This window comes from Bacillus sp. MN7755 (genome assembly GCF_054771475.1).
Window position 1 is genome coordinate 91,461 of the sequence record NZ_BTRL01000019.1, and the last position, 25,443, is coordinate 116,903.

23 protein-coding genes and 1 riboswitch are annotated in these 25,443 nt (G+C 35.8%); of the genes, 13 read left to right on the forward strand and 10 right to left on the reverse strand.

What is annotated here, in order from left to right:
- Positions 1-20: 20 nt before the first annotated feature.
- On the reverse strand, positions 21-932 hold the full coding sequence (locus ACYVEC_RS22305; RefSeq protein ID WP_098555727.1) for a DMT family transporter: 912 nt from the start codon (positions 930-932) through the stop codon (positions 21-23).
- 205 nt (positions 933-1,137) lie between these two features.
- On the opposite strand from ACYVEC_RS22305, the gene ACYVEC_RS22310 reads away from it, so the two are divergent.
- From ACYVEC_RS22310 to ACYVEC_RS22335, 6 genes are all read left to right on the forward strand, one after another.
- The gene (locus ACYVEC_RS22310; protein WP_098555725.1) at positions 1,138-1,632 is read left to right on the forward strand and encodes an Lrp/AsnC family transcriptional regulator; all 495 of its coding nucleotides are present in this window, start codon (positions 1,138-1,140) and stop codon (positions 1,630-1,632) included.
- A 139-nt stretch (positions 1,633-1,771) separates the two neighbouring features.
- Positions 1,772-2,227 carry an N-acetyltransferase gene (locus ACYVEC_RS22315; RefSeq protein ID WP_063223773.1) on the forward strand — a complete coding sequence of 152 codons (456 nt, stop codon included), beginning with the start codon at positions 1,772-1,774 and terminating at the stop codon, positions 2,225-2,227.
- 356 nt (positions 2,228-2,583) lie between these two features.
- Positions 2,584-2,928, forward strand: a complete 345-nt coding sequence (locus ACYVEC_RS22320) for a DMT family transporter (protein WP_063223775.1) — start codon at positions 2,584-2,586, stop codon at positions 2,926-2,928.
- Positions 2,929-2,930: 2 nt separating this feature from the next.
- Positions 2,931-3,245 (forward strand): DMT family transporter, encoded by a 315-nt coding sequence (locus tag ACYVEC_RS22325; RefSeq protein WP_000539670.1) that lies wholly within the window; start codon positions 2,931-2,933, stop codon positions 3,243-3,245.
- A gap of 151 nt (positions 3,246-3,396) precedes the next feature.
- Positions 3,397-3,975: a TetR family transcriptional regulator gene (locus tag ACYVEC_RS22330; RefSeq protein ID WP_000981271.1), complete on the forward strand. Its 579-nt coding sequence runs from the start codon at positions 3,397-3,399 to the stop codon at positions 3,973-3,975.
- Positions 3,976-4,186: 211 nt separating this feature from the next.
- Complete coding sequence (locus ACYVEC_RS22335; protein WP_063223777.1) at positions 4,187-5,389, forward strand: MFS transporter; 1,203 nt, start codon at positions 4,187-4,189, stop codon at positions 5,387-5,389.
- Between the two features lie 33 nt (positions 5,390-5,422).
- Here the strand turns inward: ACYVEC_RS22335 and ACYVEC_RS22340 are convergent, their stop codons facing one another.
- Complete coding sequence (locus ACYVEC_RS22340; RefSeq protein WP_063223780.1) at positions 5,423-5,761, reverse strand: winged helix-turn-helix transcriptional regulator; 339 nt, start codon at positions 5,759-5,761, stop codon at positions 5,423-5,425.
- A 168-nt stretch (positions 5,762-5,929) separates the two neighbouring features.
- Here ACYVEC_RS22340 and ACYVEC_RS22345 point away from each other — a divergent pair, with 168 nt between their 5' ends.
- Entirely contained in the window at positions 5,930-6,469 is a 540-nt protein-coding gene (locus tag ACYVEC_RS22345) for an ester cyclase (RefSeq protein ID WP_098555722.1), read from the forward strand.
- Between the two features lie 19 nt (positions 6,470-6,488).
- Positions 6,489-7,037, forward strand: a complete 549-nt coding sequence (locus ACYVEC_RS22350) for an NAD(P)H-dependent oxidoreductase (protein ID WP_063223784.1) — start codon at positions 6,489-6,491, stop codon at positions 7,035-7,037.
- A 55-nt stretch (positions 7,038-7,092) separates the two neighbouring features.
- Here ACYVEC_RS22350 and ACYVEC_RS22355 read toward each other — a convergent pair whose 3' ends face one another.
- Both ACYVEC_RS22355 and ACYVEC_RS22360 read right to left on the reverse strand, forming a co-directional pair.
- Positions 7,093-7,611, reverse strand: coding sequence for a hypothetical protein (locus tag ACYVEC_RS22355; protein ID WP_063223786.1), 519 nt, complete (start codon positions 7,609-7,611; stop codon positions 7,093-7,095).
- 31 nt (positions 7,612-7,642) lie between these two features.
- Entirely contained in the window at positions 7,643-9,403 is a 1,761-nt protein-coding gene (locus tag ACYVEC_RS22360; protein WP_142332733.1) for an SgrR family transcriptional regulator, read from the reverse strand.
- Positions 9,404-9,487: 84 nt separating this feature from the next.
- Here ACYVEC_RS22360 and ACYVEC_RS22365 point away from each other — a divergent pair, with 84 nt between their 5' ends.
- Positions 9,488-10,750: an MDR family MFS transporter gene (locus ACYVEC_RS22365; protein WP_063223790.1), complete on the forward strand. Its 1,263-nt coding sequence runs from the start codon at positions 9,488-9,490 to the stop codon at positions 10,748-10,750.
- A 52-nt stretch (positions 10,751-10,802) separates the two neighbouring features.
- On the opposite strand, the gene ACYVEC_RS22370 is transcribed toward ACYVEC_RS22365, so the two are convergent.
- From ACYVEC_RS22370 to ACYVEC_RS22390, 5 genes are all read right to left on the reverse strand, one after another.
- Positions 10,803-11,012, reverse strand: coding sequence for a hypothetical protein (locus tag ACYVEC_RS22370; RefSeq protein WP_063223791.1), 210 nt, complete (start codon positions 11,010-11,012; stop codon positions 10,803-10,805).
- A 322-nt stretch (positions 11,013-11,334) separates the two neighbouring features.
- The gene (locus ACYVEC_RS22375) at positions 11,335-11,850 is read right to left on the reverse strand and encodes a type 1 glutamine amidotransferase domain-containing protein (RefSeq protein ID WP_063223795.1); all 516 of its coding nucleotides are present in this window, start codon (positions 11,848-11,850) and stop codon (positions 11,335-11,337) included.
- Between the two features lie 23 nt (positions 11,851-11,873).
- Entirely contained in the window at positions 11,874-13,871 is a 1,998-nt protein-coding gene (locus ACYVEC_RS22380; RefSeq protein ID WP_142332732.1) for a catalase, read from the reverse strand.
- A 192-nt stretch (positions 13,872-14,063) separates the two neighbouring features.
- Positions 14,064-15,263 carry an ABC transporter permease gene (locus ACYVEC_RS22385; protein WP_098555720.1) on the reverse strand — a complete coding sequence of 400 codons (1,200 nt, stop codon included), beginning with the start codon at positions 15,261-15,263 and terminating at the stop codon, positions 14,064-14,066.
- A 60-nt stretch (positions 15,264-15,323) separates the two neighbouring features.
- Positions 15,324-16,748, reverse strand: coding sequence for an amino acid permease (locus tag ACYVEC_RS22390; RefSeq protein WP_001186292.1), 1,425 nt, complete (start codon positions 16,746-16,748; stop codon positions 15,324-15,326).
- Positions 16,749-16,894: 146 nt separating this feature from the next.
- A riboswitch (Lysine riboswitch) is annotated at positions 16,895-17,082 on the reverse strand.
- A 200-nt stretch (positions 17,083-17,282) separates the two neighbouring features.
- On the opposite strand from ACYVEC_RS22390, the gene racE reads away from it, so the two are divergent.
- Both racE and ACYVEC_RS22400 read left to right on the forward strand, forming a co-directional pair.
- A complete protein-coding gene (racE, locus tag ACYVEC_RS22395; RefSeq protein WP_063223801.1) occupies positions 17,283-18,113 on the forward strand; it encodes a glutamate racemase in 831 nt (276 codons plus the stop codon).
- Positions 18,114-18,213: 100 nt separating this feature from the next.
- On the forward strand, positions 18,214-19,299 hold the full coding sequence (locus tag ACYVEC_RS22400) for a DUF3626 domain-containing protein (RefSeq protein ID WP_063223803.1): 1,086 nt from the start codon (positions 18,214-18,216) through the stop codon (positions 19,297-19,299).
- A 77-nt stretch (positions 19,300-19,376) separates the two neighbouring features.
- Here the strand turns inward: ACYVEC_RS22400 and gapN are convergent, their stop codons facing one another.
- Entirely contained in the window at positions 19,377-20,816 is a 1,440-nt protein-coding gene (gene gapN / locus ACYVEC_RS22405; RefSeq protein WP_063223805.1) for an NADP-dependent glyceraldehyde-3-phosphate dehydrogenase, read from the reverse strand.
- 590 nt (positions 20,817-21,406) lie between these two features.
- Here gapN and ACYVEC_RS22410 point away from each other — a divergent pair.
- Both ACYVEC_RS22410 and ACYVEC_RS22415 read left to right on the forward strand, forming a co-directional pair.
- Positions 21,407-23,167 (forward strand): ABC transporter ATP-binding protein, encoded by a 1,761-nt coding sequence (locus ACYVEC_RS22410; protein ID WP_063223807.1) that lies wholly within the window; start codon positions 21,407-21,409, stop codon positions 23,165-23,167.
- Positions 23,164-25,164: an ABC transporter ATP-binding protein gene (locus tag ACYVEC_RS22415; protein ID WP_063223809.1), complete on the forward strand. Its 2,001-nt coding sequence runs from the start codon at positions 23,164-23,166 to the stop codon at positions 25,162-25,164. The genes ACYVEC_RS22410 and ACYVEC_RS22415 overlap by 4 nt, the downstream gene beginning before the upstream one ends.
- Positions 25,165-25,443 lie beyond the last annotated feature (279 nt).

Sequence of the window (25,443 nt, forward strand, 5' to 3'; positions counted from 1 at the left end):
TTGGTGGCGATGTTTTTTGATTAAGAATGTTTTCGCATTAAAGCTCTAGTTGGCTGAACAACAACAGTTTTGAAATGGGAAAATAAATAACATCCTGTCACAACGATAATGGTCCCTAAAATTTGTATCCAAGTTAATTCTTCTCCGAGGAACAGGAATGCTAAAATAGCTGTGAAAATCGGATTGAAGTTTAGAAAAATCCCTGATGTAGTTGCTCCTAATTTTTGTACGCCAATATTCCAAAATACCATACAAAGTACTGTTGAAATAAGTCCAGTATATAAAAGTGATGTGATGAAAGAAGTATTTATATTTGAAACAGTGAAACTCCCTATATTAAATGGCAGTAATAAAATAACGCCGAAAATACCAGAATATAATGTCGCCATAAGTGGTGTAGTTGTTTTTGTTGCCCACTTACTGCAAACAGAATACATTCCCCAAATACAAACTGCCGCAATCATCCATAAATCTCCGCTATTAAAATGTAGCGAAAATAATAGTGAGAAATCACCTTTTAATAGGACGAGGATAACCCCGAAGAATGAAAGAATCATGGATAGAATTTGAAGTGTATTTACTTTTTCTTTTAGAAATAATACTGAAAATAGTGCAATTGAAATTGCGTTCAATGTAGAAATAAGTCCTACATTTGTTGCAGATGTTTTTTCTAGTGCTAAAAATTGAAAAATGTTAAAAAGAGCGACCCCTGAAATCCCCATTAGTATTAAAGGAAGTATGGCAGCACGTGGTGGAATGATTTTCTTCTCTTTAAACCAAACCATCGGTAATAAACAAACGATGGCAATCATCCATCTTAAGTTTGTAAGTGTCATCGGCGACGCATGATTAACGAGCGATTTTCCAACGACGAAATTTCCTCCCCATAATAAACTCGTTAATAATAGTAAAAAGACATAAAAATAAGGCATACTAAAATCCCCTTTGTTGTAATCAATGTGAATTGTAAATAATTTTAGCATTTTTCTTTATTGTGTAATATATTCTTTTGTATAATGGATAAAAGTCGATAAAATATTTTGTTATGAATACCATTTGAAGAAAAATATTCAGTTTTATATAAGTTATAAGGTGTTTTTTCGAAGAATCATCGGTAAGAAAAAAGGGGGAATTATAATGGAGTCGTCTGTTATTAAAGTGTTGGATGATTTAGATGTACAAATTTTAGATATATTGCAGAAGGAGTCACATGTAAGTAATGCAGAGCTTGCGCGACGCGTTAATTTATCACCGGCTGCGATGCATGCAAGAATAAAAAGATTAGATGGAGAAGGGTTCATTGATAAGCAAGTAGCCATTTTAAATCAAGAAAAACTTGGTTTTGATTTGTTATGCTTCATTTTTATGAGTACGAATATTCATCAATCGGATAAACTTGAGGTGTTGGAAAAAGAATTAGAGTCAATGCCTGAAGTGTTAGAATGTCACTGTTTAACAGGGGAGTATGATTATTTATTAAAGGTTGCAAATCGTGATCGTAAAGAATTAGAGCAGTTTATTAGAAAGCTGAATAAGCTTGGTATTACAAAGATACAAACGAGTTTGGCACTTCGTGAAATTAAATATTCGACGGTATTGCCGATACGAAATGAGGAACCAAGCATCGATTAGATTGCTTGGTTTTTTTGTTTGTGTAAGGTTAAGAAAAGTGATTGACGGGGAGAAAGGAGAGATGTATTATTATATAAAATTATGTATTAAAATTCATTTTGAGTTATAAATATTAATATCAGGGGTAAGGGGATAGCATATGAAAATCTGTAATGCGGTTACGAGTGATGTGAAAGGAATTTATAGTCTTATTGAAGTTTATGCAAAAGAAGGAGTGGTTTTACCACGTTCTCTTTTATCTCTCTATCAATATTTACAGTGTTTATATGTTATGAAAGAAGGAGAGAACATCGTTGGAGTTGCTGGTTTACATGTGTTAGGGGAGGACCTTGCAGAAGTTCGATCATTAGTCGTTTCGCATACATATGCAGGGCAAGGAATCGGACGTATGTTAGTGAATCATGTCATGAATGAAGCAGCGAAAATAAAAGTGAGTAGAGTTATTTCTCTAACCTATGAAACGGAATTTTTTCAAAAGTGCGGATTTGATTTTGTGAATAGAGATGCATTACCAGAGAAAGTATGGATTGATTGTAGACATTGTCCAAAAGTTGATTATTGTGATGAGGTGGCGATGATTCGGTATGTTGGGTGAAGCAAAAGAAAAAAGAGCAGCTAGCAAAAGCTAACTGCTCTATTTAAGGGATCTCTCCAAGGGGGAGTGGAGAAAATATTATGTTACTAGCAGTATTGACAGATTATTAGGAAATATACAAATCGGATGAAATAAATTTTTAAATAACTTTTCGATATTGACAGTTTTTAAAATATTCATGTACAATACATATGAATGACATTCAGTCATTTTTTGTGGCAGGATGTAGTTAGTTTGAAAACGGAACAAATATAAATGGTAAATGAGGATGATAGTTGTTTATATATAGTAGGGATGAAAGAGTATATTTTTTTAAAACAAAAATGACTGATAGTCAGTCATAAGAGGTGAGAGGTATGAAAAATAAAGCTTGGTTATATGTCATATTAACATGTATCTTTGAAATTTTTTGGGTGTTTGGTTTTAATACGGCTAATACGTGGTGGCATTGGATAATTATTTTAGGAGTTATTGCTGTCGATTTTCACTTCCTTTCTAAAGCGTGTGAACATCTTGCAACAGGGACTGTATATGCTGTGTTCGCCGGAGCTGGTACGGTAGGTACGTTCTTAATGGATGTATTTCTTTTTGGCGGCAGTTTCAGTGTAGGGAAATTATTCTTTATCATGATGGTTGTAGCCGGAGTTATCGGTTTAAAGCTAGCTGATAATAAAGAAGAAACTATGGAAGGAGCTGCTTAAAGATGGGTTGGTTTTTCGTATTTTGTGCTGCAATTAGTGAAATAGTCGGTGTAATCGGTCTTAAAATGTATAGTAAAGATAAGACGTTAGCAAATGGTGCAATTTATATAGGTGGCTTTGCTACATCTTTCGCATTCTTGTATACATCGTTCTTATTCTTACAAGTAAGTGTCGCGTATGCGGTTTGGATTGGTATTGGAACAGCAGGTGCCGTTTTATTAAACATGTTCCTGTTTGGTGAATCGAAAAGTAAAGCACGTATCATTAGTGTGGCTCTTATTGTATGCGGAGTGACAGGATTAAAGGCTCTTTCGTAAAGATATACTACATTTGATCTCCTAATGGTTTGTTAGGAGATTTTTAATATTAAAAAATGATTTCCTCTTAGAGTTCACTATCATTGACAGTACAATCAATTATCTTATAAAATGAGTGACAGTCATTCAATACGTGTTTGAAAGGGTTTAGATGATGAATAAAAAAGAAAAAATTGTCTATGCAGCGATTGAAGTGTTTCAGGAAAAGGGCGTTGAAAAAACGAAGATTTCTGATATCGTGAAATTGGCTGGCATTGCACAAGGAACTTTCTATTTATATTTTCCTTCTAAGTTATCTGTTATGCCTGCAATAGCAGAAGTGATGGTTGAAAAGATGATACTTGCAGTGAAAGAAAAAGTGCAAAACGATGCGCCTTTCTCAAGTAAAGTTACGCAAGTAATAGATGCGGTGTTTCACTTCATAGAGGAATATCGTGAAATACAAGCTTTAATGTATGCGGGTCTTGCATCTACAGAACATATAAAAGAATGGGAAGCTGTGTATGAGCCTCTTTATATGTGGCTAAGTGAATTTTTAAGTGAGGCGAAAGAAGCCGGTGAAATTCGTGAGTCAGTACACGCAGAGCGAACAGCGAAGTTATTTATTGCTCTTGTTGAATCAGCAGCGGAACAAGTTTATTTATATGATCATAAAGATGATGAGCAAGTCGAGCTACAAAAGGCAGAAGTACTAGATTTTTTAACACATGCACTACATATAAAGAAATAGTGGGATGAACCTGTCTGAAAAGGTAGGTTCATTTTTGAGGAAAACTGAATGATAGTCATTCATCTAATACTTATGTATGTGTGGAAGGATAGAGTGAAATTCTAATGAGTGGAGCATCTCCACTCATTATTAGCCCACAAAGAGCAGGATAAAGAAAAAGCTTCTTGGGCATTATTTTTTGAGAGGAATTTACGGGAAGAGGTGTTAAAAAGTGAAGAAACCGATAAAAGAACAAAAGATGGTGTTGGTCATTCTTTTGAGTAATATATTTATTGCTTTTTTAGGGATTGGATTAATCATTCCGGTTATGCCGTCCTTTATGAATGATATGGGTTTAACAGGGAAGACGATGGGTTATCTCGTTGCAGTGTTTGCAATGGCTCAGCTTATTGCTTCACCTATTACAGGTCGCTGGGTCGACCTTTATGGTAGGAAGAAAATGATAATCATTGGATTATTTATTTTTGGTGTTTCAGAGCTTCTTTTTGGATTAGGAACAGATGTATGGATGCTCTATGCAGCGAGGGTGTTAGGCGGAATTAGTGCTGCATTTATTATGCCTGGTGTTACGGCATATGTTGCTGATATTACATCTATGCAGGAACGTCCAAAGGCAATGGGATACTTGTCTGCGGCAATTAGTACCGGATTTATTATAGGGCCTGGAATTGGCGGATTTATTGCAGAATACGGTATACGTGTGCCGTTTTTCGTTGCAGCAGTAATTGCCTTTGTAGCATGTGTGATTTCGATCTTTATTTTAAAAGAACCATTAACGAAAGAAGAGCTTGCAGAGATTTCTTCTAATACGAAAGAATCAAGTTTTATTGGGGATTTAAAGAAATCGTTACATCCAATGTATGCAATTGCATTTATTATCGTATTTGTACTTGCATTCGGTCTATCAGCGTATGAAACTGTGTTTAGTCTGTTTTCTGATCATAAGTTTGGGTTCACACCGAAAGATATTGCGGCAATTATTACAATTAGTTCAATCTTTGGGGTAGTTGTGCAAGTATTTATGTTTGGAAAATTAGTTGATATGTTTGGTGAAAAAGTGTTAATTCAAATCTGTTTAATTGTAGGTGCAGTATTAGCATTCGTTTCAACTATTGTCTTTAATTATTGGATTGTACTTCTCGTTACGTGCTTTATTTTCCTTGCATTTGATTTACTTCGTCCAGCTTTAACGACGTTTTTATCAAAAGCAGCTGGAAAAGAGCAAGGATTCGTTGCTGGTATGAACTCGACTTATACGAGTTTAGGAAATATAGCAGGACCAGCGATGGGCGGAATATTATTTGATATGAATATTCATTATCCATATGCATTTTCAGGAGTTGTTTTAATAGTTGGTCTCGGTATTACATTTATGTGGAGAGAGAAACAGTTAGCTGAAAGTTTTGCGAAGTAATAAAACCCCTTACGACGGTAAGGGGTTTTTGTTTTATAAACTTAATCCAAACCGTTTTAATTCAATAAAAATCCCCTCTAATTGCTTTCCTTTATCCGTTAATGTGTACTCTACACGAGGCGGAACTTCTGGATATACTTTTCTCGTTATAATCCCTTGAGCTTCTAATTCTTTTAGTCGAAGCGATAATGTTTTCGGACTAATGCCATCCATTGATTTTTGTAAATCACTAAAGCGTAATGTTCCTTCGATAAGAAGATCGCGAATGATTAAAAATGTCCATTTTGTACTAATTACATCAAGCGTTTTAGCGATAGGACAAGGTATGCCAGGTAACCCTTTCGTTAATTCAACTGGATCTATATTGTTCATGGAACTAGCCTCCATAAAATTTTTTGAATGAATTTGCTTTATAGTATCACAAAACTATACTTTTGGTAACTATATGAAAAAAATATCACTACTTCCATAAAGGAAGTTAGTGCATATACAATAGCAATACGAAATACAAAGGGTTTAGATGAGGAGGTGGTGATTTTCATGGGGATAAAAAAGTTGTTTGGATTCCTTAGTTTGTTTGTTGTTTGTATTGTACTTGTAGCATGCGGTGTGGAAGAAAAAACTGGAGTCCAGTTATTAAAAGAAATGCCAAAGGCAAAAACAATGACAATCGATCCTTCACTAAGTAAAATGGAAGCGACCGAAATGGTTCATGCAGCTCAGCGTTTTTACGCATTTTGGGATACAGGTAAAGAGGAGCTTATTTCGCAGACTGTTACGAAAGATTTTTTCGATAATACGTTGCCGAAAGGGCGACCACAAGGTGTTGAAGGGTTAAAATTTGCAGCGCAAAATTTTCGTAAAGTCGTTCCTAATATACATTGCGAGATTGAAGATTTATTAGTTGTTGGTGATAAAGTAACAGCTCGTCTTTCTTTTACAGGAACGCATAACGGTAAAAATATTAGCTTTTCTGCAATAGACATTTTGCATGTGAAAGACGGAAAGATAACGGAAGATTGGCATTTGGAAGATAATCTTACGTTGAAACAGCAACTTGGGTTAATAAGTGAGGAATAGAGTAGGGGAGAGAAAAACGATGAAAAATATATTTATTATAAATGGACATGAAAAATACGGTACAAAGGAAGGACGATTAAATAAAACGTTAGTGGATCATATGGTAACGGTATTAAGCGAGAATCATCATGTGAAAACAACAACGATTCAAGATGGCTACAATATAAAAGAAGAACAAGATAAGTTTTTATGGGCGGATGTTGTGATTTATCAAACACCGATTTATTGGTTCAGTGTTCCGGGATTACTTAAAACGTATATGGATGAAGTATATGAATACGGTTTGTTCTTTGAAGGCGCAGATGAATATGGCGCAGGTGGTTTATTAACAGAGAAGCAATATATGTTCTCTACAACTTGGAATGCACCTGAAAAATCATTTGGAGATAAGACGAAGTTCTTTGAAGGGGAAAGTTTAGAATCAACGCTTAGTCATTTACACCGGGTGCAGAAGTTTCTTGGGATGAGTCCGTTAAAGAGTTTTGCTTGCTATGATGTGGTGAAGCATCCGAATATTGAGCAGTATTTATTGAACTTGAATGATCATTTAGATAGAGTAATTAAATAATAGTTTGCATCTTTGTGCGCAAGAAGGTACTACTAAAGATGTAGTACCTTCTCTTTTATGAAATACGTTGAAAATCTTTACTTATACAGGACTGTTTTAGTTTTTTTGATTTGATTAAATGTTTTATATCAGAGATGTTATCGTATGAAAGCTCAGTATGATAATAGTTAATGTACTCAAGTAATGCAAAAATATAAATAAATAGAGTGAATGATAGCCCGCCTAAAGGTAAGTGGGGATACCAAATTATAAAATCAATAGTAAACGTAGTAAATCCCGTGATAATTAATGCTATATTTAGCTTTTTAAGTGTTTTTAAATATTGAATCATCCTAATAGGCGTAACAGATGTGTTCTCTTTTTTTAATCGTTTCCACTTTACGTACCAGTAAATTGTTCCTTGTAATAAGATAAATTCTAAAATAAGAAATGAGACCCAAAAAGAATACAGGGAATATAAATGTAACGTAGGATAAATATAATTAAGTAAGTAACTTGTGAAAATAAAAGTAATGACTGAAAATAACTCACCTGTGTATAGATAGGAAAGCCTTTTTTCTAGGTTGCGTTTCATGTTTTTCTCCTTTTATAAAAGCTCACATAATTTAATACGTGGATGGCTGTATCCATAACTTCGCAAAATTTGCCCAGCCGAATGAATCAATTGTTACATTTTTTAAAGAAGAAGGGTATGTTTTTCTTTTTAAAACGTGATAGTTAAATAAAATGATGTGTTCTGCTTGTAAAAATTCTTCGATCTCATACATGAGCTCATAGCGTTTCTCTTTATTTTCTTCTAATAAAAATGTATCTATCAAACAGTTAATTTGTTTTTCATAGTGCGGGTCCATGAAACGGCTTACGAAGCAGCTTGCATTTTTAAATACATTTAAGAATGCAAGTTCATGATCGGCAGCAAACACTTCTCCCATGAAAATAATATCGGCATGTTGATCGATAGAACGATTCATATAATCTGAAACGAGAAATGGGTGAAGTTCTACGTGTAATCCTACTTGTTCACACCGTCCTTTTAAGAAATGTGCATCATTTGCACTATCTTTAAATGCGAAGAAGTAAATATGTATCGTTTCTCCATTATAGGTGCTCTTTTTTAAATACTCTTTTGCTTTTTCTAAAGAGTGAGATCTTTTAGAAGCTTGGCGACTTCTTTCAGGGAAAAAACTTGATGCAGCAATTGTTCGTCTTCCTTCTATGGTACGAAGTATCGTTTCAACATCATATAGTTCTCTCCAAGCCTTTCGAAAGTAAATGTCGTGATGGGGACCAGGTTTTGTAAAGTTGAAGCCAGCATAAATACAACCTATTTCTTCTATTTGTATATTATGTCTTTCATTTTCTTCTTCATTTGGTAGTTCATAATCAGCATCGATTTGTACATGATCAGGAATACCCCAAAATTCAATACGGTCTAATAACGCGCGCTCTTTAAAATAATGAGTGAACGCTTCGAGTACGATATTATCTTCAGAGTAATGAGCAAGCTTGAAAGGTCCAGTACCTATATAATGATGATTTTCGATACTCGCATCACGCGGCAAAATTGCTAGTTGCATGGAACTTACATAGTGTAAGAAAAAAAGGTTGGGTTTTGCTAAATGAAATCGAATTTGCAGTGGTGAGGGTGTTTCAATTTGAACAATTTCTTCTGTTAACCATTCGAAAGGGGAATGAACTTCTTTTAGTCTTTCAAATGAAAATTGTACATCTTTAGAAGTTAAAACTGTTTCGTTATGAAAATGAATATCCTTTCGTAAATAAAAGGTCCACGTAAGCCCGTCTACACTTAATTCCCACGTATGCGCAATGTGTGGCTCCATTTTTTCAGTGACATCGTTATAAACGACTAATGTATCAAAAATTTGACTAGTAAGATGGCTCTCTGTAGTTACAGCCACAAAAGCCGGATCTAATGGGAATATCTTTCTTGATATAGGAATCTTTAATATGTCATACATATCATTTGAAGGTGTATAACCAAAATGCTGATGAAGTTTACTTTCAATGTTCTTATGAAGTGCAGGAGGCAGGGGTTCTTTTAAAAGAAGAAAAACATCCTTTAATTTTTCTTGCGATAACAGTTCATCTGCATAGGATTCAAGCGCTTCTACGAAACTATGTACAAATATAATTTCCGTTTTATTCCCGCGACCTCTCCCTGGTGTCCACTTAATTAATTGCTCCTCATTCATTTTCTTTAATAAAATCTTCACGTTTTTCGTACTGCAATATAAAGTATCTGCTAATTCTTGTAAGCTATTCCTGATATGTTGTTGATCTTGCGCATGTAATCTTAGTCTAATGTAATAGTCCATAATTTTCATATATACACTTCCTTCTATAATAAAAGGGGAAACTCTTTAGAATATTCTAACCTTTTTCTTCCTCTTTTTCAAAGTAAAATAAGTAAGCATAAGGAGGGGGAAACAATGGGATTTTGGAGTATGCATCGAAATATTAAAATTAGAATTATAACTTCGTTTTTAACACGTACTGTGTCCACAATGATTTTTCCATTTATGGCGATTTATTTTTCAATCAAGTTAGGTAGTGCGATTGCTGGTGCTTTACTACTTATTAATGTAATAGCTTCATTAGTAATTGGTTTATATGGTGGATATGTTGGCGATCGACTTGGACGCAAAAAAGTAATGATTATCGGTCAAAGTATACAAGTCATCTCCATTGCTTGTATGGGAGTTGCAAATTCGGATTACGTAGATTCACCGTGGTTAACATTTGTATTTATGTTAGTGAATAGTTTAGGATCTGGACTTATGAATCCAGCGACTGAAGCGATGTTAATTGATGTGAGTACACCGGAAAATCGAAAAGTGATGTACAGCATAAATTACTGGGCTATTAATTTATCAATTGCAATTGGAGCAATATTTGGTGGATTATTATTTGAAAACTATAGATTACAATTGTTTATCGTATTAACGCTTGTTGCGATTATTACTTTATATGTGATGGCTATATATATGGAAGAAGTGTATGTAGCGAGAAAAACAGTAGAGAAGAAAAATGTATTAAAAGATATGGCAGATAGTTATAAAGTTGTGATGAAAGATAGAGCGTTTTTAATTTTTTGTGTAGCGAGTATATGTACATTGTCTTTAGAGTTTCAAATTAATAATTATTTAGGGGTACGCTTGCAGAAGGAGTTTGAAACGGTGCATTTTTTATTCGGGAATGGGTTTACTTTTGATTTAACAGGTATTCGCATGCTGAGCTGGATTTCTGCAGAGAATACAATTTTAGTTGTGTTATGTTCAGCACTTCTTATTAAAATGCTGAAAAGCTTCAACGATTTGAAAATCTTATATGTAGGTTTATTCATTTATACAATTGGATTTACAATACTCGGAACGAGCAATAGTTTATGGATCTTATTAATCGCAGGGCTTTTCCAAACGGTAGGTGAGATGATGTATGTGCCAGTACGTCAATCTATTATGGCAGATATGGTACCAAATGAGGCGAGAGGTTCTTATATGGCGATTAACGGGATGGTCTTTCAAATGGCGAAAATGAACGGGGCATTAGGTGTTATGCTAGGTTCATTTATTGCATCTTGGGGCATGAGTGCTCTATATTTTATCGTTGGTATGAGCAGTATTTTATTATTTATGAAGGCGATTGGGAAAGAGAAGTATGAGAATGAAAGAAATGTTTCTCAGATTGGATAACACTATACAAAAAGCGAACCAGTTATACTGGGACTCGCTTTTTATATAATTTTTAAAATGGATCAACTTCAGCTAAATTTGGAGTGGTATTCGGCTGTAGCAAAAGATTTTTTAATGTGCTTACTTCAGAAAGAGCGACTAATATGTAGCTACTAATCAGTACAATAAGTCCGATGACGCGTAACGTTTGTAAGCTCACTTCACGATTCTTCGTTGTTGCTGTTGTTGGATTTGGGGGCGTTGAAGGTGGACTGTTATTCATAAATAAGGCTCCCATCTTTTGTATTTATATATGTGCGAAATCATTATTTAACTTATGGATAGGAATTATATAGTCATTTTCACCATATGAGAACTGCCTATGAAAAGTGATAAGAAATTTTGGGACGAGAAAAGGGGGAAATCCAAAAGATTATTAAAACTGAACTTTTGGATCCCCTTCTTTTTATTTATCCCGCTATTTGTGGAGGTCGGATTGCCTGTAAACGACCAGTTGGTGAGGGCTAATAATCAGTGGAGAATGAATAAAACCCCACTGATTACATTTTGTTTTTCATACAAATAAAAGAGGTTAACCAAAGTAGCTATCTTAATATACGCAACGATTCTTCAATAAACGCGGGGATGTCTTCCGGTTGTCTACTTGTGACTAACTGATTTTGGCATACGACGACTTCTTTATCATGAAAATTTCCACCGGCATTTTTCAAATCGACCTCAATGGATTTATATCCAGTCACATCGCGTCCTTCAAGTGTTTGTGCAGTGATGAGTAGCTGAGGTCCGTGACAAATAGCGAAAACAGGTTTTTCCGCATCCATAAATGCTTTACTAAAGCGAACAAAACGCTCATCTGCACGAAGTATATCTGGGGAAAAACCGCCTGGTATGAAGAGGGCATCAAAGTTCTCTGGAGAAACATCATCAATACTTTTATCAATGACGACTTCACTTTTTCCTTGCTTACCGTGTACCGTTTTCCCTTTTTCCATTTCAATAGTTTTTAATTCATATCCCTTTTGTTTAAAAGCTTCTACTGGCTCTGTGTATTCTGTGTCCTCGAAATAATCCGTTATTAAAATAGCAATTTTTTTACTCATTCTAATCCGCTCCTTACATTATATTATCGGTTCCAGAATCGTCCTTGGGCAATGCCTTCTATAAATGATTCAATTGAAGTGTTTGTTAAGTTGTAAACTCCTGCTCCATCCAGTTTAACCTTAATATGGTCCAAAGCATGGGGATTACTAAGGACATGAGCTATCGGTTTAAAATGTTTAAAAGTAGTTTCTGCAAATTCTAAAACAGGGGGGTGAATGACAGACTCACTACTAAACACTAATACTGCATCAAAAAGGGAGGAGTCTGTTGTTGTATAAGTATCAGTTACTTTAATGGAATCATTGAACTGATAAATTTTATTATCTATGATGCTATAGTTAATGCGATGCTGTACAAAAGCTTGAATCCATTCGGATAGCAGGGAGATGCTTGGGTCATCATTTAATAGAATTGCAACATTTTTGGAATCAGCTTTAAAAATAGTGTTGGACATACTTAGTGCAGGTGATTTTGCATCTAAATTTACTTCGTGATTTTCCTTAGGCAAGGGAGCTCCAATAATGTTAGCGACCTCCTGTGCTAATTGACGATCAACATGATTCAGTAGAGCAATTACATTTGCCTTCACCATGTTTGATTTACACTTCCCAACTTCAAAGCAAAAAGCTTCTTTTATATGTTGCTTTTCAATAGGGCTCATACTATTGTAGAAAAGTTTAGCTTGCGAATAAAAGTTAAGGAAGCTTTTACTGCGGCCTCTAATTTTATGTCCATCAATCTTTTCTTGATAATGCTCATATCCGCCCTGTTCGGCTTGGACGGTTGCTGGTTGACTATCATTTAAGCCATTAGGATGATAGCTTGTTTGACCACGATGAATTTGCATTTGATGCATACCATCACGTTGATTATTATGAAAAGGACATACGGGCTGATTAATAGGGATTTGATGGAAATTAGGGCCTCCTAAACGAGATAATTGTGTATCTGTATAGGAGAATAATCTTCCTTGAAGAAGAGGGTCATTTGAAAAATCAATACCTGGTACGACATGACCAGGGTGGAAAGCTACCTGCTCCGTTTCCGCAAAGAAGTTATCAACATTTTTGTTCAATGTCATTTTACCAACTAGTTTTACAGGAACTTCTTCTTCCGGCCATAATTTCGTTGGATCTAAAATATCAAAATCAAATGTATGCTCATCTTCTTCTGGAATTAGCTGTAATCCGAGCTCCCATTCCGGATAATCCCCTTTTTCAATTGCTTCATATAAATCTTGACGATGGAAATCAGGATTTTTCCCAGCAATCTTTTGAGCTTCATCCCACACTAATGAGTGAACCCCAAGGGCAGGTTTCCAGTGAAACTTTACGAAATGGGCTTTTCCTTCTGCGTTAATGAGTCGAAATGTGTGAACTCCAAAACCTTCCATCATTCGTAAACTACGCGGAATAGCTCGGTCGCTCATTTGCCACATGACCATATGAGTGGACTCAGGATTATGCGCAACAAAGTCCCAAAAGGTATCATGAGCGCTAGCTCCTTGAGGAATATCATTATGTGGTTCTGGTTTAACTGCATGGACAAAATCAGGAAATTTAATAGCATCTTGGATAAAGAATACTGGCATATTATTACCCACTAAATCATAGTTTCCTTCATCTGTATAAAATTTTGTGGCGAATCCGCGTACATCTCTTACTGTGTCGTTGGATCCTTTAGAACCTTGAACGGTCGAGAACCGTACAAATACAGGTGTTTTCTTTGAAGGATTGGTAAGAAAATCTGCTTTCGTATATGCTTCTAACGATTCATAAAGCTGAAAATAACCATGAGCGCCAACTCCGCGTGCATGAACAATCCTTTCGGGAATTCGCTCGTGATCAAAATGGGTCATTTTCTCGCGAAAGTGGAAATCCTCCATTAAGGTTGGGCCTCTTAAGCCCATCTTTAAAGAAAATTCATCTTCGGCTATTTTTAATCCTTGGTTTGTTGTTAAAGCATGTTTGCATTGATTATTGGTAACGTGTTGTTCCAGTTGTTCAATTTTTTTATTCACAATATAGGCCCCTCCTTTGCCCTGTTAATTTAATAAATACCCTTTTTATTAGGACGTAAACATGTATTATCGTTTTTGTATGTAAAAATCATAAAATATCGGTTGTTTCAGTTATTCTTGTTTGAGGAAGAAAAATAAAAAAGCCAAGGAGATAATTTATTTTCTCCTTGGCTTTTAAGATAATTCTTTTCGTTAAAACGAAGAAATGCGTTGCTTCGTTTTTGGTACAATAATAAATTTGATCCAGAGTAACCCGATAATCATAATGATAAGGCTATGTAAAAATTGTACGGTAGCAATGAGTATAACAATTGAAAATACAATGAGTTGAATGCTTAGTAATATAAAGATTAAGCGAAGAAATTGATTCATTCTTTTTTCAGTATCAATTGGATATAATGCTACAATAATATTTCCTGAAAAATATTTCCACAGGGAACGGAGCTGCATAGAAATCATATATAGGACGATGTAAGCAATAGCACCTTTTACGTATATATTTGGAATAAAGTATAGGGCGAAAGCACCGATTAACCCTAAGCGAATATATATACCGAAATAATCATTCCCACGTAAAAATGCTAGTGTATGTAAATAGAAGAAAGTTGCTTGCTTTTTATGTAATAAAGGTTCAATCCAATTTGTAAGCCATTTTCGTTTATTTACTTGCTTATTCAGTTGCGGAACATCGGTGAAAATGCTAGCAAATTGATAGAAACGAACGTTCATTTTTTCTTCTTGTTCAATTATGTAATCCCACGGTATTCGTTTTGTAGGTTGCTTTTTCGTATATAGAAAAAGGAAAGTAAGTAGCAAGAGTAATCCGCCTAATATGAGAACATTTGCCGCATAAAACAGCATGTAAATAAGGAGTGCGTTACAAGCAATACGAATGATAAGCCATATGTTTTTTTCATAACTATCACGCCACATCCAATGTATGTATATGTTCCAAGCTTTCGTAATCATTAAAACGATAAAGATTGTACATAAGAAAGGTACAGTTAATTGTAAGGGTTGCATGGCAAGTGGAACGAGAATAAGGAATGTAAATAACAATGGGAAAAGCTGAATGATGTAATTATATAGAAGAGATTTTTTAAAATAAGATGTTAATTTCTCTTCTAGTGCTAGTAAATAGACAGCATCAGGCTTTTGGATAAATGTACGGATCGGGCATCTCGTTATAATGAATGTAAGTACGAGCGTTATGAGTAGTAAAGATATTCCTTTAGAAGGAGATGTTTTTAGAAACTGAGCATAGTAATATGCACCAACGCATGAAATAAAGATAAAGCTATATAGTAAACCGTTAATCATACGTGCAAAGTATGTAATGATATTTTGAATATGTTGTTGGAAGCGGCTGCTCCATAGTGATTCAATTGACATGTTTTTCACCTCTTTGTTCTATTATATATGTTTTACAAAAGAAAAAACGAGCAAATTGCGTTATGCAACTTGCCCGTTTTTCTTTTCGTTATTTTTTTTCTGGTCACGATTCATTAGTGGATAGAAGGCAAAGCCAATTACGAATAAACCAATTCCGAGAAGGAACGTTTTAATATCCGATGCACCCGTTTTAATAACCCATAGTGCGTAGCAAAGTGCAATCACTGCGACTATGCCATCTGTAATTCTTGCCCGCATTTCATTTTTATATGTTTCACCAGTAGCGACTAGTTTTAACTGGAAGATTGGTGAAACGAGATATGGAATGAGGTAGGCCAGTGTTGATACGGTAATAACGAATGTATAAGCCTCTGCAATTGTTCCTGATAATGTTGAGAATAAGAATACTTGCGACATAATGTTTGTTAGTCGTAATGAGTAAATTGGACTTCCTTTTTTGTTTGTTTTTGTGAAGAAGGAAGGGAAGAAACCTTCTTTTGCTGCTTGATAAGGTACTTCTGAGCTTAATAAAATCCAGCCTAAGATCGAACCGAATAGGGAAGTAAGAGCAAGTAATGCCATCAGTTTCCCGCCGCCATGACCCATTGCAGCGTTTAATGCATCTGCTAATGGACGTTCTGAAGCTTGTAATTTATCAACGTGAAGTACACCCATTGTTAAAATTGTAATTCCTAAGTAAATCGCAACTGTAATAAGTAATCCAGCAACTGTTGCGCGTTTTACCGTTTTTGGAGAAACAGCACGGTTTGATAAAAGAACCGCTGATTCAATTCCAATAAATGCCCAAAGCGTTGTAAGAGCAGCTAAGTTTACTTGTGAAAGAAGACCGTGTGATACACCTGATTTATCGATCATCGGTGTGTACCATTGTCCAAACTTAGAAGCTTCGAATGCAAATAACGTAACGACGATGAATAAAAGGAATCCAGTTACTTTCGTTGTTGTTGCTAAGAAGTTTAGTTTTCCAGCTCCACTTACACCGTTTGTTAATATAATATGAGTTCCCCAAAGTAAGATGGAACAAATCGTAAATGTAATTAGTTTTCCGACTTCTATGTTAAAAGAACCGATTGAAAATAGTAGTCGTGTATCTTTCATAATTGGGAAGAAGAGTGATAAGTATCCCGCGAAAGATGTAATGATGGCAACATTACTTGCCCAGTTTGCAACCCAATATCCCCATACCATACTGAAACCAGCCATTTTTTTCTTTTTTGGTGTTGAGAATAAAGCATATGCATGACTTTGTGGTCCTGTCGTTAAATCAGGACGACGAATTGCTAAATTACCGAAAACAAGAGCTAGCATTAAAACACCAAACCCTGTTGTTAACCAAGCTAAAGTGACACCGAGAGGGCTTGCTGTTTGTGCCAACGTACTTGGCACCATGAAAATCCCAGCGCCAACCATGTTACCGACAACGAAAGCTGTTAGTACCCAAAAGCCCCATTTTTTTTGTTGCATAGAAAATACCTCCAAAGTTAGTATAACCAAGTCAAGCGAGGAGATATGTATGTCTTCTTAGTAGAGAAGAGAAGTCCCAAACAAAACAAAAAAAGCACGTAATCTGCCGCTACATGCTTTCTATCTTATAAGAAACCCACGACATACCTCTCGATAGCTCTCCACAAACGAAACGTTTCGTTTGTGACAGTTCTGCACTTATTAAATGCAGACCCAGCAAGCGTGCATGGTGGACACGGGCTTACTTCGGCAATCATTCCTTTCTCATTCCTTCATCAATGCCACTACATCTCCTGAAATGATACTCTTAATGATTGCAACCTCTACCTCACCGAGATACGAATGAGGATTTAAATATTAAATTAACGTCTTTAAGAGTAACAAATGAATTTTTATACGTCAATGGATATAGTAATAATCAGATTATAGAGAAGAGTTTGTGATTAAAAGGGAGAGGGATTATTATGTAATATTGAATTTTCATAATATAATAAATGTTATTGACGCTAGAAGATTGAAAAGGGGATGAAGTATATGTCTGTATGTCATAAACATTCAGTGATAGGTGTGTTAGATTCGGGAGTTGGGGGATTAACAGTTGCGAGCGAAATTATAAGACAATTGCCTAAAGAGAGCATTTATTATCTTGGTGATAATGAGCGTTGTCCGTATGGGCCAAGAAGTGTAGAAGAGGTACAATCTTTCGTATTTGAAATGGTTGAGTTCCTCAAACAATTTCCGTTAAAAGCTCTAGTGGTAGCATGTAATACTGCAGCAGCTGCTGCATTGACTGCGCTACAAGAAGCACTGTCCATTCCGGTTATTGGCGTTATACATCCGGGAGCAAGAGCGGCAATTAAAGTGACAAAGAAAGGGAAAATCGGAGTAATTGGAACTGTAGGTACGATACAGTCTAATATGTACGAAAAAGCATTGCACGAGCTTGATACATATTTGGAAGTACATAGTCACGCGTGCCCGACTTTAGCTACAGTTGTAGAAAATCAATTAGAAGATATTGCATATGTAACGCAGCAAGTGAAACAAGCTTTACTGCCATTAACGAAAGAAGATATAGATACGTTAATTCTTGGATGTACGCATTATCCACTTTTAGAGTCCTATATAAAAAAGGAACTAGGAGAAGATGTAACGATTATTAGTTCCGCAGAAGAAACAGCGATAGAGTTAAGCACAATTTTACAGCACAAAGGAATCCTGTCTGATAACCTGAATCCGAAGCATCGCTTTTTTACAACAGGCTCTGCCTTATCATTTGAACATATTGCTGAGCGATGGCTAGGGTATCAAATTTCTGTAGAATGTGTGAATTTACCTATAAAAAAGGCTCGTATCTATAACTAGGATTTGTTAAAGTGCTTTTTGTTCAATTTGTATAAGAAGGAAAAAATGCACCTTTAATTGAAAGGATTAAGGTCATTTCAATTAAAGGAGAGGTTTGATCATGGATTTATCAAGGTCTCAATTATTTGCTTTAGAGTATATTTCAAAATATGCAGAGAACGAAAAACGCGGGGCTAAAGCAACAATTAATCATATACTTAAAATGTCTAATATTACAGATGAAATGTTTGAAGAAGCTGTTGCTAATTTAAAATCTCATGCAAGGATTGCTTTACACTTTCATCCAGACAGACTAGATTCGAATATGAAAAATATTGCTGAAGCACTGCTTGAGCAAGGAATATATAAAAGTCAGTTTGAAACATTGCTGTCTAATGGAAGTGTATCTGCTTACCCTGGTGGTGAGCGTGATCTTTGGGAAAAGAGAATATTTGGAGGAGCATATCAACTAGAGGGTGTAACGAATAACCAACGGCCAAAGTATGGAGCGCTAAATTTGATGTTACACCCAGATGGGCCTGCTCCGCGTTTTGGATCATGTTACTTTCTCTTATCTCCAAAAGTTTCTTATCGCTCTACATATACGTATTTAGATTCGCATCAAGATCCAAAAGAAAAGGGGACTTATGAAGAGTTTGATATGATTTTAGCTGCTCTTTTGGAAGAGACATTCGTAAGAGAGTTTGCAATTGGGGAAGGGAATTTGAATCCAACAAGATTCATTAATCATTTACTGGCTAATCTGGAAAGGCCGTTAATAGATTCAGCAGACAAAGAGCCAGCCCGTAATCTTAATCATTATATTGAAGCGCAAGTTCATGGAGATATTTCTCTTAAAGAAGACGTGGAAGCGCTTGTTGCGGATCCTTCATTTAAGGGTACGGATGTAGGAAGAACTTTAGAAGAAATTTGTATGAAGTATACTATTGATTTGTATTGGCACATGGGCTTTGTACTTATGGTAGATGAAGTTCCAATGGATTTTAGAGGTTCAAAAATGCCATCTTTAGCAAGACGCATTGCACGGAATAATTGTATCGATGCAAATATAATTGGCCCTGCTGTAGTGGATTTGAAACACAATCCATTATCTTGGAGTGATCGTGGAACTTATGAGGAAGTGCTTCAGGAATTAAAATTATTATGGCATGTTTTAGTTCGGTTTGGGAAACCAAATCAGAAGTAGAACTACATACTCTGTTTTTTGAAGTATGTATACAAAAAGAAGCTGATCTAAAACTAGATCAGCTTCTACATATAAGATTAAACGAAGTTTAATACAGTTACTTTTTCGCGTGTCATAGACTCAAGGCTCTTACGAATACCTTGTGCGCCCATACCTGAACCTTTTACACCGATGAATGGGAAGTGGTCAGGGCCGCGCTCTGTGCGTCCGTTAATTTGAACAGAACCAGTTTCGATTTTGTTAGCAATTGCAAATGCTTTGTTAATGTCTTTAGTGAAGACACTTGCTTGCAGACCGAACTCTGATTTGTTAGCAATTTCAATTGCTTGTTCATCTGAAGAAACACGGATGATTGGAAGGATTGGGCCGAATGGCTCTTCCCAAGCAACTTTCATTTCTTCTGTTACGTGGTCGATTAATGTTGGGTAAATTAAGTTACGCTCACGTTTGTTACCGATAACGATCGTTGCACCTTTTTCAACAGCGTCGTCAACTAAACCTTGAACGAAGTCAGCAGATTTGTCGTCGATTAATGGAACGATTGTGCTGTCTTGTTCTGGAGATCCAACTGATAGCTCAGCTACTTGCGCTTTTAATAAGCTAACAAGCTCGTCCGCTATGTTTTCGTGTACAAGTACACGTTTAATAGCTGTACAACGTTGACCAGAGTAAGAGAATGCACCGCTTACGATATGGTTTGCAGCGTCTTGTAAGTCAGCATCTTCACGAACGATACCAGGGTCTTTACCACCAAGTTCTAATACAAGTGGAATCATTGCAGCTTTTTTTGCTAAATGTTTACCTGTGTTTGTACCACCTGTGAACGATACCATATTGATACCTTCGTGTTCTACTAAGTAGTCACCAATTACAGAACCACGTCCTGTCGCTACGTTTACAAGACCTTTTGGAAGGCCAGCTTTATGAAGTGCTTCAACCATTTTAATACCGCTAATTGCACCTTGAGTTGCTGGTTTAAAAATAACAGCGTTACCCATAATTAATGCTGGTGCAAGTTTTGCAGCAGATAAGTTTACTGGGTAGTTAAATGGTGCGATTGCTAATACAACACCAAGTGGTGCACGTTGGATGATCGCAAGTTTAGATTTCGTTCCGCCAGGGAAGCTATCGCCCATCATGCTTTCTCCGTGCATATGTAAAGCTTCTTCGATCGTGTAACGAATGAAGTCAGCTGTACGAACAACTTCTTTCTTCGCATCTTTATATCCTTTACCGACTTCTTTCATAATGATATCGGCAATTTCATCTTGCATATTTACGAGCTCATCAGCCCATTTATATAAATACTTTGCGCGATCTTGTAGAGAAGCTTCCGCCCATGATTTTTGAGCTTCTTTTGCAGATGCAATTGCTTCATCTACTTCTCCGCGAGTAATTGCTTGTACTTGTCCAATTACTTCGTGTAAGTATGGAGATGGAATTTCAATTGTCTCTCCTGAAGAGCTTTCTCTCCATTCTCCGTTTAAATAAAATTTGTACGTATTGCTAGTTGTCATGATTAGTCCTCCTAAAATAGCAACTTGTAAGAGTGAGTATAAGGTGATTGTAGGGGGTTTGATAACATTTTTCAAATGAAATGTTTGTGAAAACGATTTCTTATTCTTTTTTTATTTTGTATGCCCTTTCTTACAGAAGATTCCCTTATTTCAAAATGGTGTATCATATATTTTTGTTTAATGTGTGAAAAAATAATTGACAGAATACTCAATAAAGTTGTAAGATTATAAATGGAAAATAAATGAAGGGGGTGTGCGTAATGATTGTAATCGTAAATGTAAAGGGCTTAGCTCTGTTAAATGGCAGAAAACATTTATATCATTACGCAACCCGTGCGGATATATAGGGCATCTTTGTCTTATAAAAAGCGTACGTTGCGTATATCGTAACGTACGCTTTTTATGCATTTTTGTGCATATCGTCAAGCGACGGTATGCTTTTTTTTGTTTATTTTCCATGTTACTATATAAAATTTTGGAAGGTGGAAAAATGTGATGAGATTGTATGGGTTACGAAATGTAAATGTGATGGGTCTGGATAGCGGATAAAGAAATGAGATTGAAACGAGAACGAGAAGGGAGAGGTTACATTGTTATCAGTATTACTAAAGTTAAAATGGTTTTTTCAAGAGCATTGGAAGAGATATAGTATCGCCATTGGAGCTCTTTTAATTGTGAATATAGTTGAGGTTATTCCCCCGAAAGTGTTAGGGGTTACGATTGATAATATAAAAACAGGAACGTTAACGAACGAAGCAATTATGCAGTCTATTCTTATTTTAATAGGGGTTACGATTGTTGGATATGGTCTTACTTTTGTGTGGCAACATCAATTGTTTGGCGGAGCATTCGTACTTGAGAAAACGATGCGTTCTAAATTTATGGGGCATTTACTTAAGATGACGCCAACATTTTATCAAAAAAATCGTACTGGTGATTTAATGGCGAGAGCGACAAACGATTTAAAAGCAATCGCTATGACAGCTGGTTTCGGTATATTAACGCTCGTTGATTCTAGTTTATATATGCTTACGATTGTCTTTATGATGGGATTTACAATTAGTTGGGAGCTTACATTTGCGGCACTTATACCGCTTCCGATTATGGCGTATGCAATGAATATATATGGAAAGAAATTGCATGAAAGATTTACAGTTGCGCAAGATGCGTTCGGTGATATGAACGATAAAGTACTAGAGTCAATAGCTGGTGTGCGCGTGATTCGTGCATACGTACAAGAAAATGCAGATCAAGAAAGATTTCATCATTTAGGAGATGACGTCTACGAAAAAAATATGAAGGTAGCTAGAATTGATGCACTATTCCAACCAACTGTGAAAATGCTTGTTGGCCTTAGTTATTTAATTGGTTTAGTGTACGGCGCATATCTTGTATTTCAATCAAAGGTGACACTTGGCGAACTTGTTTCCTTTAACGTGTATTTAGGGATGATGATTTGGCCGATGTTTGCAATTGGCGAATTAATTAATGTTATGCAAAGAGGAAATGCTTCATTAGATCGTGTGAATGAAACGTTAGCGTATGAACCAGATGTGAAAAATCCTGAAAATCCAAAGCTTGTACAAGAGCCGGATTATATTCAGTTTGATGACGTTACCTTTTCATATCCTTCATCAACTGAAACAAATTTAAAGAAGGTTTCGTTTACATTAAAACAAGGGGAAACACTTGGGATTGTTGGAAAAACAGGAAGCGGAAAAACGACGCTCGTACGTCAGCTTCTTCGCCAATATCCGCTTGGAGATGGGGATATTGCAGTCTCTGATGTGACGTTAGATAAAATAACGAATGAAAATGTACTTGGATGGATTGGTTATGTACCGCAGGAGCATATTTTGTTCTCTAAAACAGCGAAGGAAAATATTTTGTTTGGGAACAGGGAAGCGACGGAAGAAGAGCTTGAGAAAGCAATTGAAATTGCGGCGTTTAAAAAGGATTTAGAGTTTTTACCAGAAGGGTTAGAAACGCTCGTTGGAGAGAAAGGTGTTTCTTTATCAGGAGGGCAAAAACAAAGGATCTCGATTGCGCGAGCTGTTATTCAAAATCCAGAAATTTTAATTTTGGATGATTCTTTATCAGCTGTTGATGCTCGTACAGAAGCAGCGATTATCGAAAATATAAGAACAGAAAGAAGCGGAAAAACGACGATTATTACGACGCACCGTTTATCTGCCGTACAACATGCTGATTGGATTCTCGTTATGGATGAAGGTGAAGTAATAGAAGAGGGTACGCATGATCAGCTTATCAAAAGCGGAGGCTGGTATGCGGAGCAGTTTGAAAGACAACAAGGTGAAAGTGAAAGTGCGGATAGTGGGGTGAAAATATGAGTGTTTCAAAACGATTGTTTCAATATGCGATGAAAGTGAAAGGAACGATTTTTGCAGCGATGCTAATGTTATTTATTTTCGTCATAGCAGAGCTTGCTGGTCCTTTCGTCGCGAAAACGATGATTGACGATCATATCGTTGGAATAGAGAAACCTTGGTATGAAACAGAAAAGAGTGAAGAGGCTGTTTCGTATAATGGCACCTTTTATAAGCGAAGTGATCGCTTTGAAGAAGGGGAGAAAAAAGGAAAAGAAGTACGCGTGATGCAAGTCGGTTTTCAATATTATTTTGTACCGAATAAAGTGAATGTTGAAGGATCACGTACTGTAAAAGGTGATATGATTACCGTTCAAAATGGTAAGGCAGTGCAAGTGTATAAAGCGAAAGCATTAACGAAAGAAGAAGTATTTGCGTTTTATAAACCAGAAATAAACCGTTTATTATTACTTGGTGGTGGCTATTTTGCTTTATTAGTAGTCGTGTCATTGTTTGCATATGGAAAGCAGTTCTTCTTGCAGAAGGCAGCGAACAAAATTATTCAAATTATGAGGGAAGATGTGTTTTCTCATATTCAAACGTTGCCGATTCGTTATTTCGATCATTTACCAGCAGGGAAAATTGTGTCGCGTGTAACGAATGATACGGAAGCCATTCGTGATTTATATGTAACGGTGCTGGCAACATTCGTTTCTAGTATCATCTATATTATTGGGATATTCGCTGCGCTATTTTTACTCGATGTAAAGTTGGCAACGTTATGTTTACTCATCATCCCAATTTTAATTGTTTGGGCTATTTTATATAGAAAGTATGCGTCTGTATACAATCATAAAATGCGTTCACGTTTATCAGATATTAACGGAACAGTGAATGAATCCATTCAAGGGATGCCGATTATTCAAGCGTTCCGTCAAGAGCGTGAAACGAAAAAAGAGTTTGAAGAATTAAATGGCGATTATTTTAAGTATCAAAATAAAATTTTGAATTTAAATGCCGCAACTTCGCATAACTTAGTGTCTGTATTAAGAAATATCGCATTCACAGGTGTGATTTGGTATTTCGGTGGTGCTTCATTAAGTGCTACAGGCGTCATTTCTCTAGGGATACTGTATGCGTTCGTTGATTATTTAACACGATTGTTCTCACCAATTACAAATATGGTAAATCAGCTTGCTAACTTAGAACAATCGCGTGTTGCATCAGAACGTGTTTTTGAATTGTTAGAGGAAAAAGGGGAAGCAGTAGAAGAGGAACGTATGCCTCGCTTACAAGGGAACGTGAAATTTGATAATGTGTCGTTTTCTTATAATGGAAAAGATGAAGTGTTAAAAAATATTTCTTTTGAAGCGAAACAAGGCGAGACAGTGGCACTTGTCGGTCATACTGGATCAGGAAAAAGTTCCATTATGAATGTACTCTTTCAGTTTTATGAGTTTGAAAAAGGAAAGCTTACAATTGACGGTCACGACGTAAAAGAGATGCCAAAACAAGCAACTCGTGAACATATGGGAATCGTATTGCAAGATCCGTTTTTATTTAGCGGGACAGTAGCATCTAATGTTAGCTTAGAGAATGAAAAAATTTCAAAAGAGCGCATCGTAAAAGCGTTGCGTGACGTTGGTGCTGAAAGATTTGCGAACAATATAAATGAAGAAATTACAGAAAAGGGAAGCACACTTTCTACTGGAGAACGTCAGCTTATTTCTTTTGCTAGGGCACTTGCTTTTGATCCAGCCATTTTAATTTTAGATGAAGCGACATCTAGTATTGATACAGAAACAGAAGCGATGATTCAACAAGCACTAGAAGTTGTGAAAAAAGGAAGAACGACATTTATTATTGCTCACCGACTTTCAACAATTAAAAGTGCAGATCAAATTATTGTGCTTGATAGAGGAACCATTTTGGAAAAAGGTTCTCATGATGAACTAATGAAAAAGCGCGGGCGTTATTACGATATGTACAAAACGCAAATGGAAGGAAACCAGAGTGCTTAATATGTATAGAGAAGAACTTGCGATTTTCGCAAGTTCTTTTTATATGGGCGAATAGATCGATTCTTCAATAAATCATAATGGTTAAATAAGAAGTATTGTTTTACCTTTTTCTCTATAAATGCTATATTAAAAAATGTTACTTATTTTTTGTATGTAGCATTATTTTTCCCTTTTGTTTGATTATGAAGAAAAAGGATAAACTAAATAAGAACATTTTCATTGAAAAATTGTTCAAGATTGCATACAATCAATATAGTTTTTAAATTCCTATCAGAATAC

Coding starts and splice junctions, on each gene's coding strand:
- ACYVEC_RS22355 (WP_063223786.1), bottom strand. CDS start 7,611: ATGAAACGCAACCTAGAAAAAAGGCTTTCCTATCTATACACAGGTGAG.
- ACYVEC_RS22350 (WP_063223784.1), top strand. CDS start 6,489: ATGAAAAATATATTTATTATAAATGGACATGAAAAATACGGTACAAAG.
- ACYVEC_RS22375 (WP_063223795.1), bottom strand. CDS start 11,850: ATGAGTAAAAAAATTGCTATTTTAATAACGGATTATTTCGAGGACACA.
- ACYVEC_RS22345 (WP_098555722.1), top strand. CDS start 5,930: ATGGGGATAAAAAAGTTGTTTGGATTCCTTAGTTTGTTTGTTGTTTGT.
- ACYVEC_RS22305 (WP_098555727.1), bottom strand. CDS start 932: ATGCCTTATTTTTATGTCTTTTTACTATTATTAACGAGTTTATTATGG.
- ACYVEC_RS22390 (WP_001186292.1), bottom strand. CDS start 16,748: ATGCAACAAAAAAAATGGGGCTTTTGGGTACTAACAGCTTTCGTTGTC.
- ACYVEC_RS22370 (WP_063223791.1), bottom strand. CDS start 11,012: ATGAATAACAGTCCACCTTCAACGCCCCCAAATCCAACAACAGCAACA.
- ACYVEC_RS22320 (WP_063223775.1), top strand. CDS start 2,584: ATGAAAAATAAAGCTTGGTTATATGTCATATTAACATGTATCTTTGAA.
- racE (WP_063223801.1), top strand. CDS start 17,283: ATGTCTGTATGTCATAAACATTCAGTGATAGGTGTGTTAGATTCGGGA.
- ACYVEC_RS22365 (WP_063223790.1), top strand. CDS start 9,488: ATGGGATTTTGGAGTATGCATCGAAATATTAAAATTAGAATTATAACT.
- ACYVEC_RS22330 (WP_000981271.1), top strand. CDS start 3,397: ATGATGAATAAAAAAGAAAAAATTGTCTATGCAGCGATTGAAGTGTTT.
- gapN (WP_063223805.1), bottom strand. CDS start 20,816: ATGACAACTAGCAATACGTACAAATTTTATTTAAACGGAGAATGGAGA.
- ACYVEC_RS22325 (WP_000539670.1), top strand. CDS start 2,931: ATGGGTTGGTTTTTCGTATTTTGTGCTGCAATTAGTGAAATAGTCGGT.
- ACYVEC_RS22400 (WP_063223803.1), top strand. CDS start 18,214: ATGGATTTATCAAGGTCTCAATTATTTGCTTTAGAGTATATTTCAAAA.
- ACYVEC_RS22415 (WP_063223809.1), top strand. CDS start 23,164: ATGAGTGTTTCAAAACGATTGTTTCAATATGCGATGAAAGTGAAAGGA.
- ACYVEC_RS22310 (WP_098555725.1), top strand. CDS start 1,138: ATGGAGTCGTCTGTTATTAAAGTGTTGGATGATTTAGATGTACAAATT.
- ACYVEC_RS22385 (WP_098555720.1), bottom strand. CDS start 15,263: ATGTCAATTGAATCACTATGGAGCAGCCGCTTCCAACAACATATTCAA.
- ACYVEC_RS22340 (WP_063223780.1), bottom strand. CDS start 5,761: ATGAACAATATAGATCCAGTTGAATTAACGAAAGGGTTACCTGGCATA.
- ACYVEC_RS22315 (WP_063223773.1), top strand. CDS start 1,772: ATGAAAATCTGTAATGCGGTTACGAGTGATGTGAAAGGAATTTATAGT.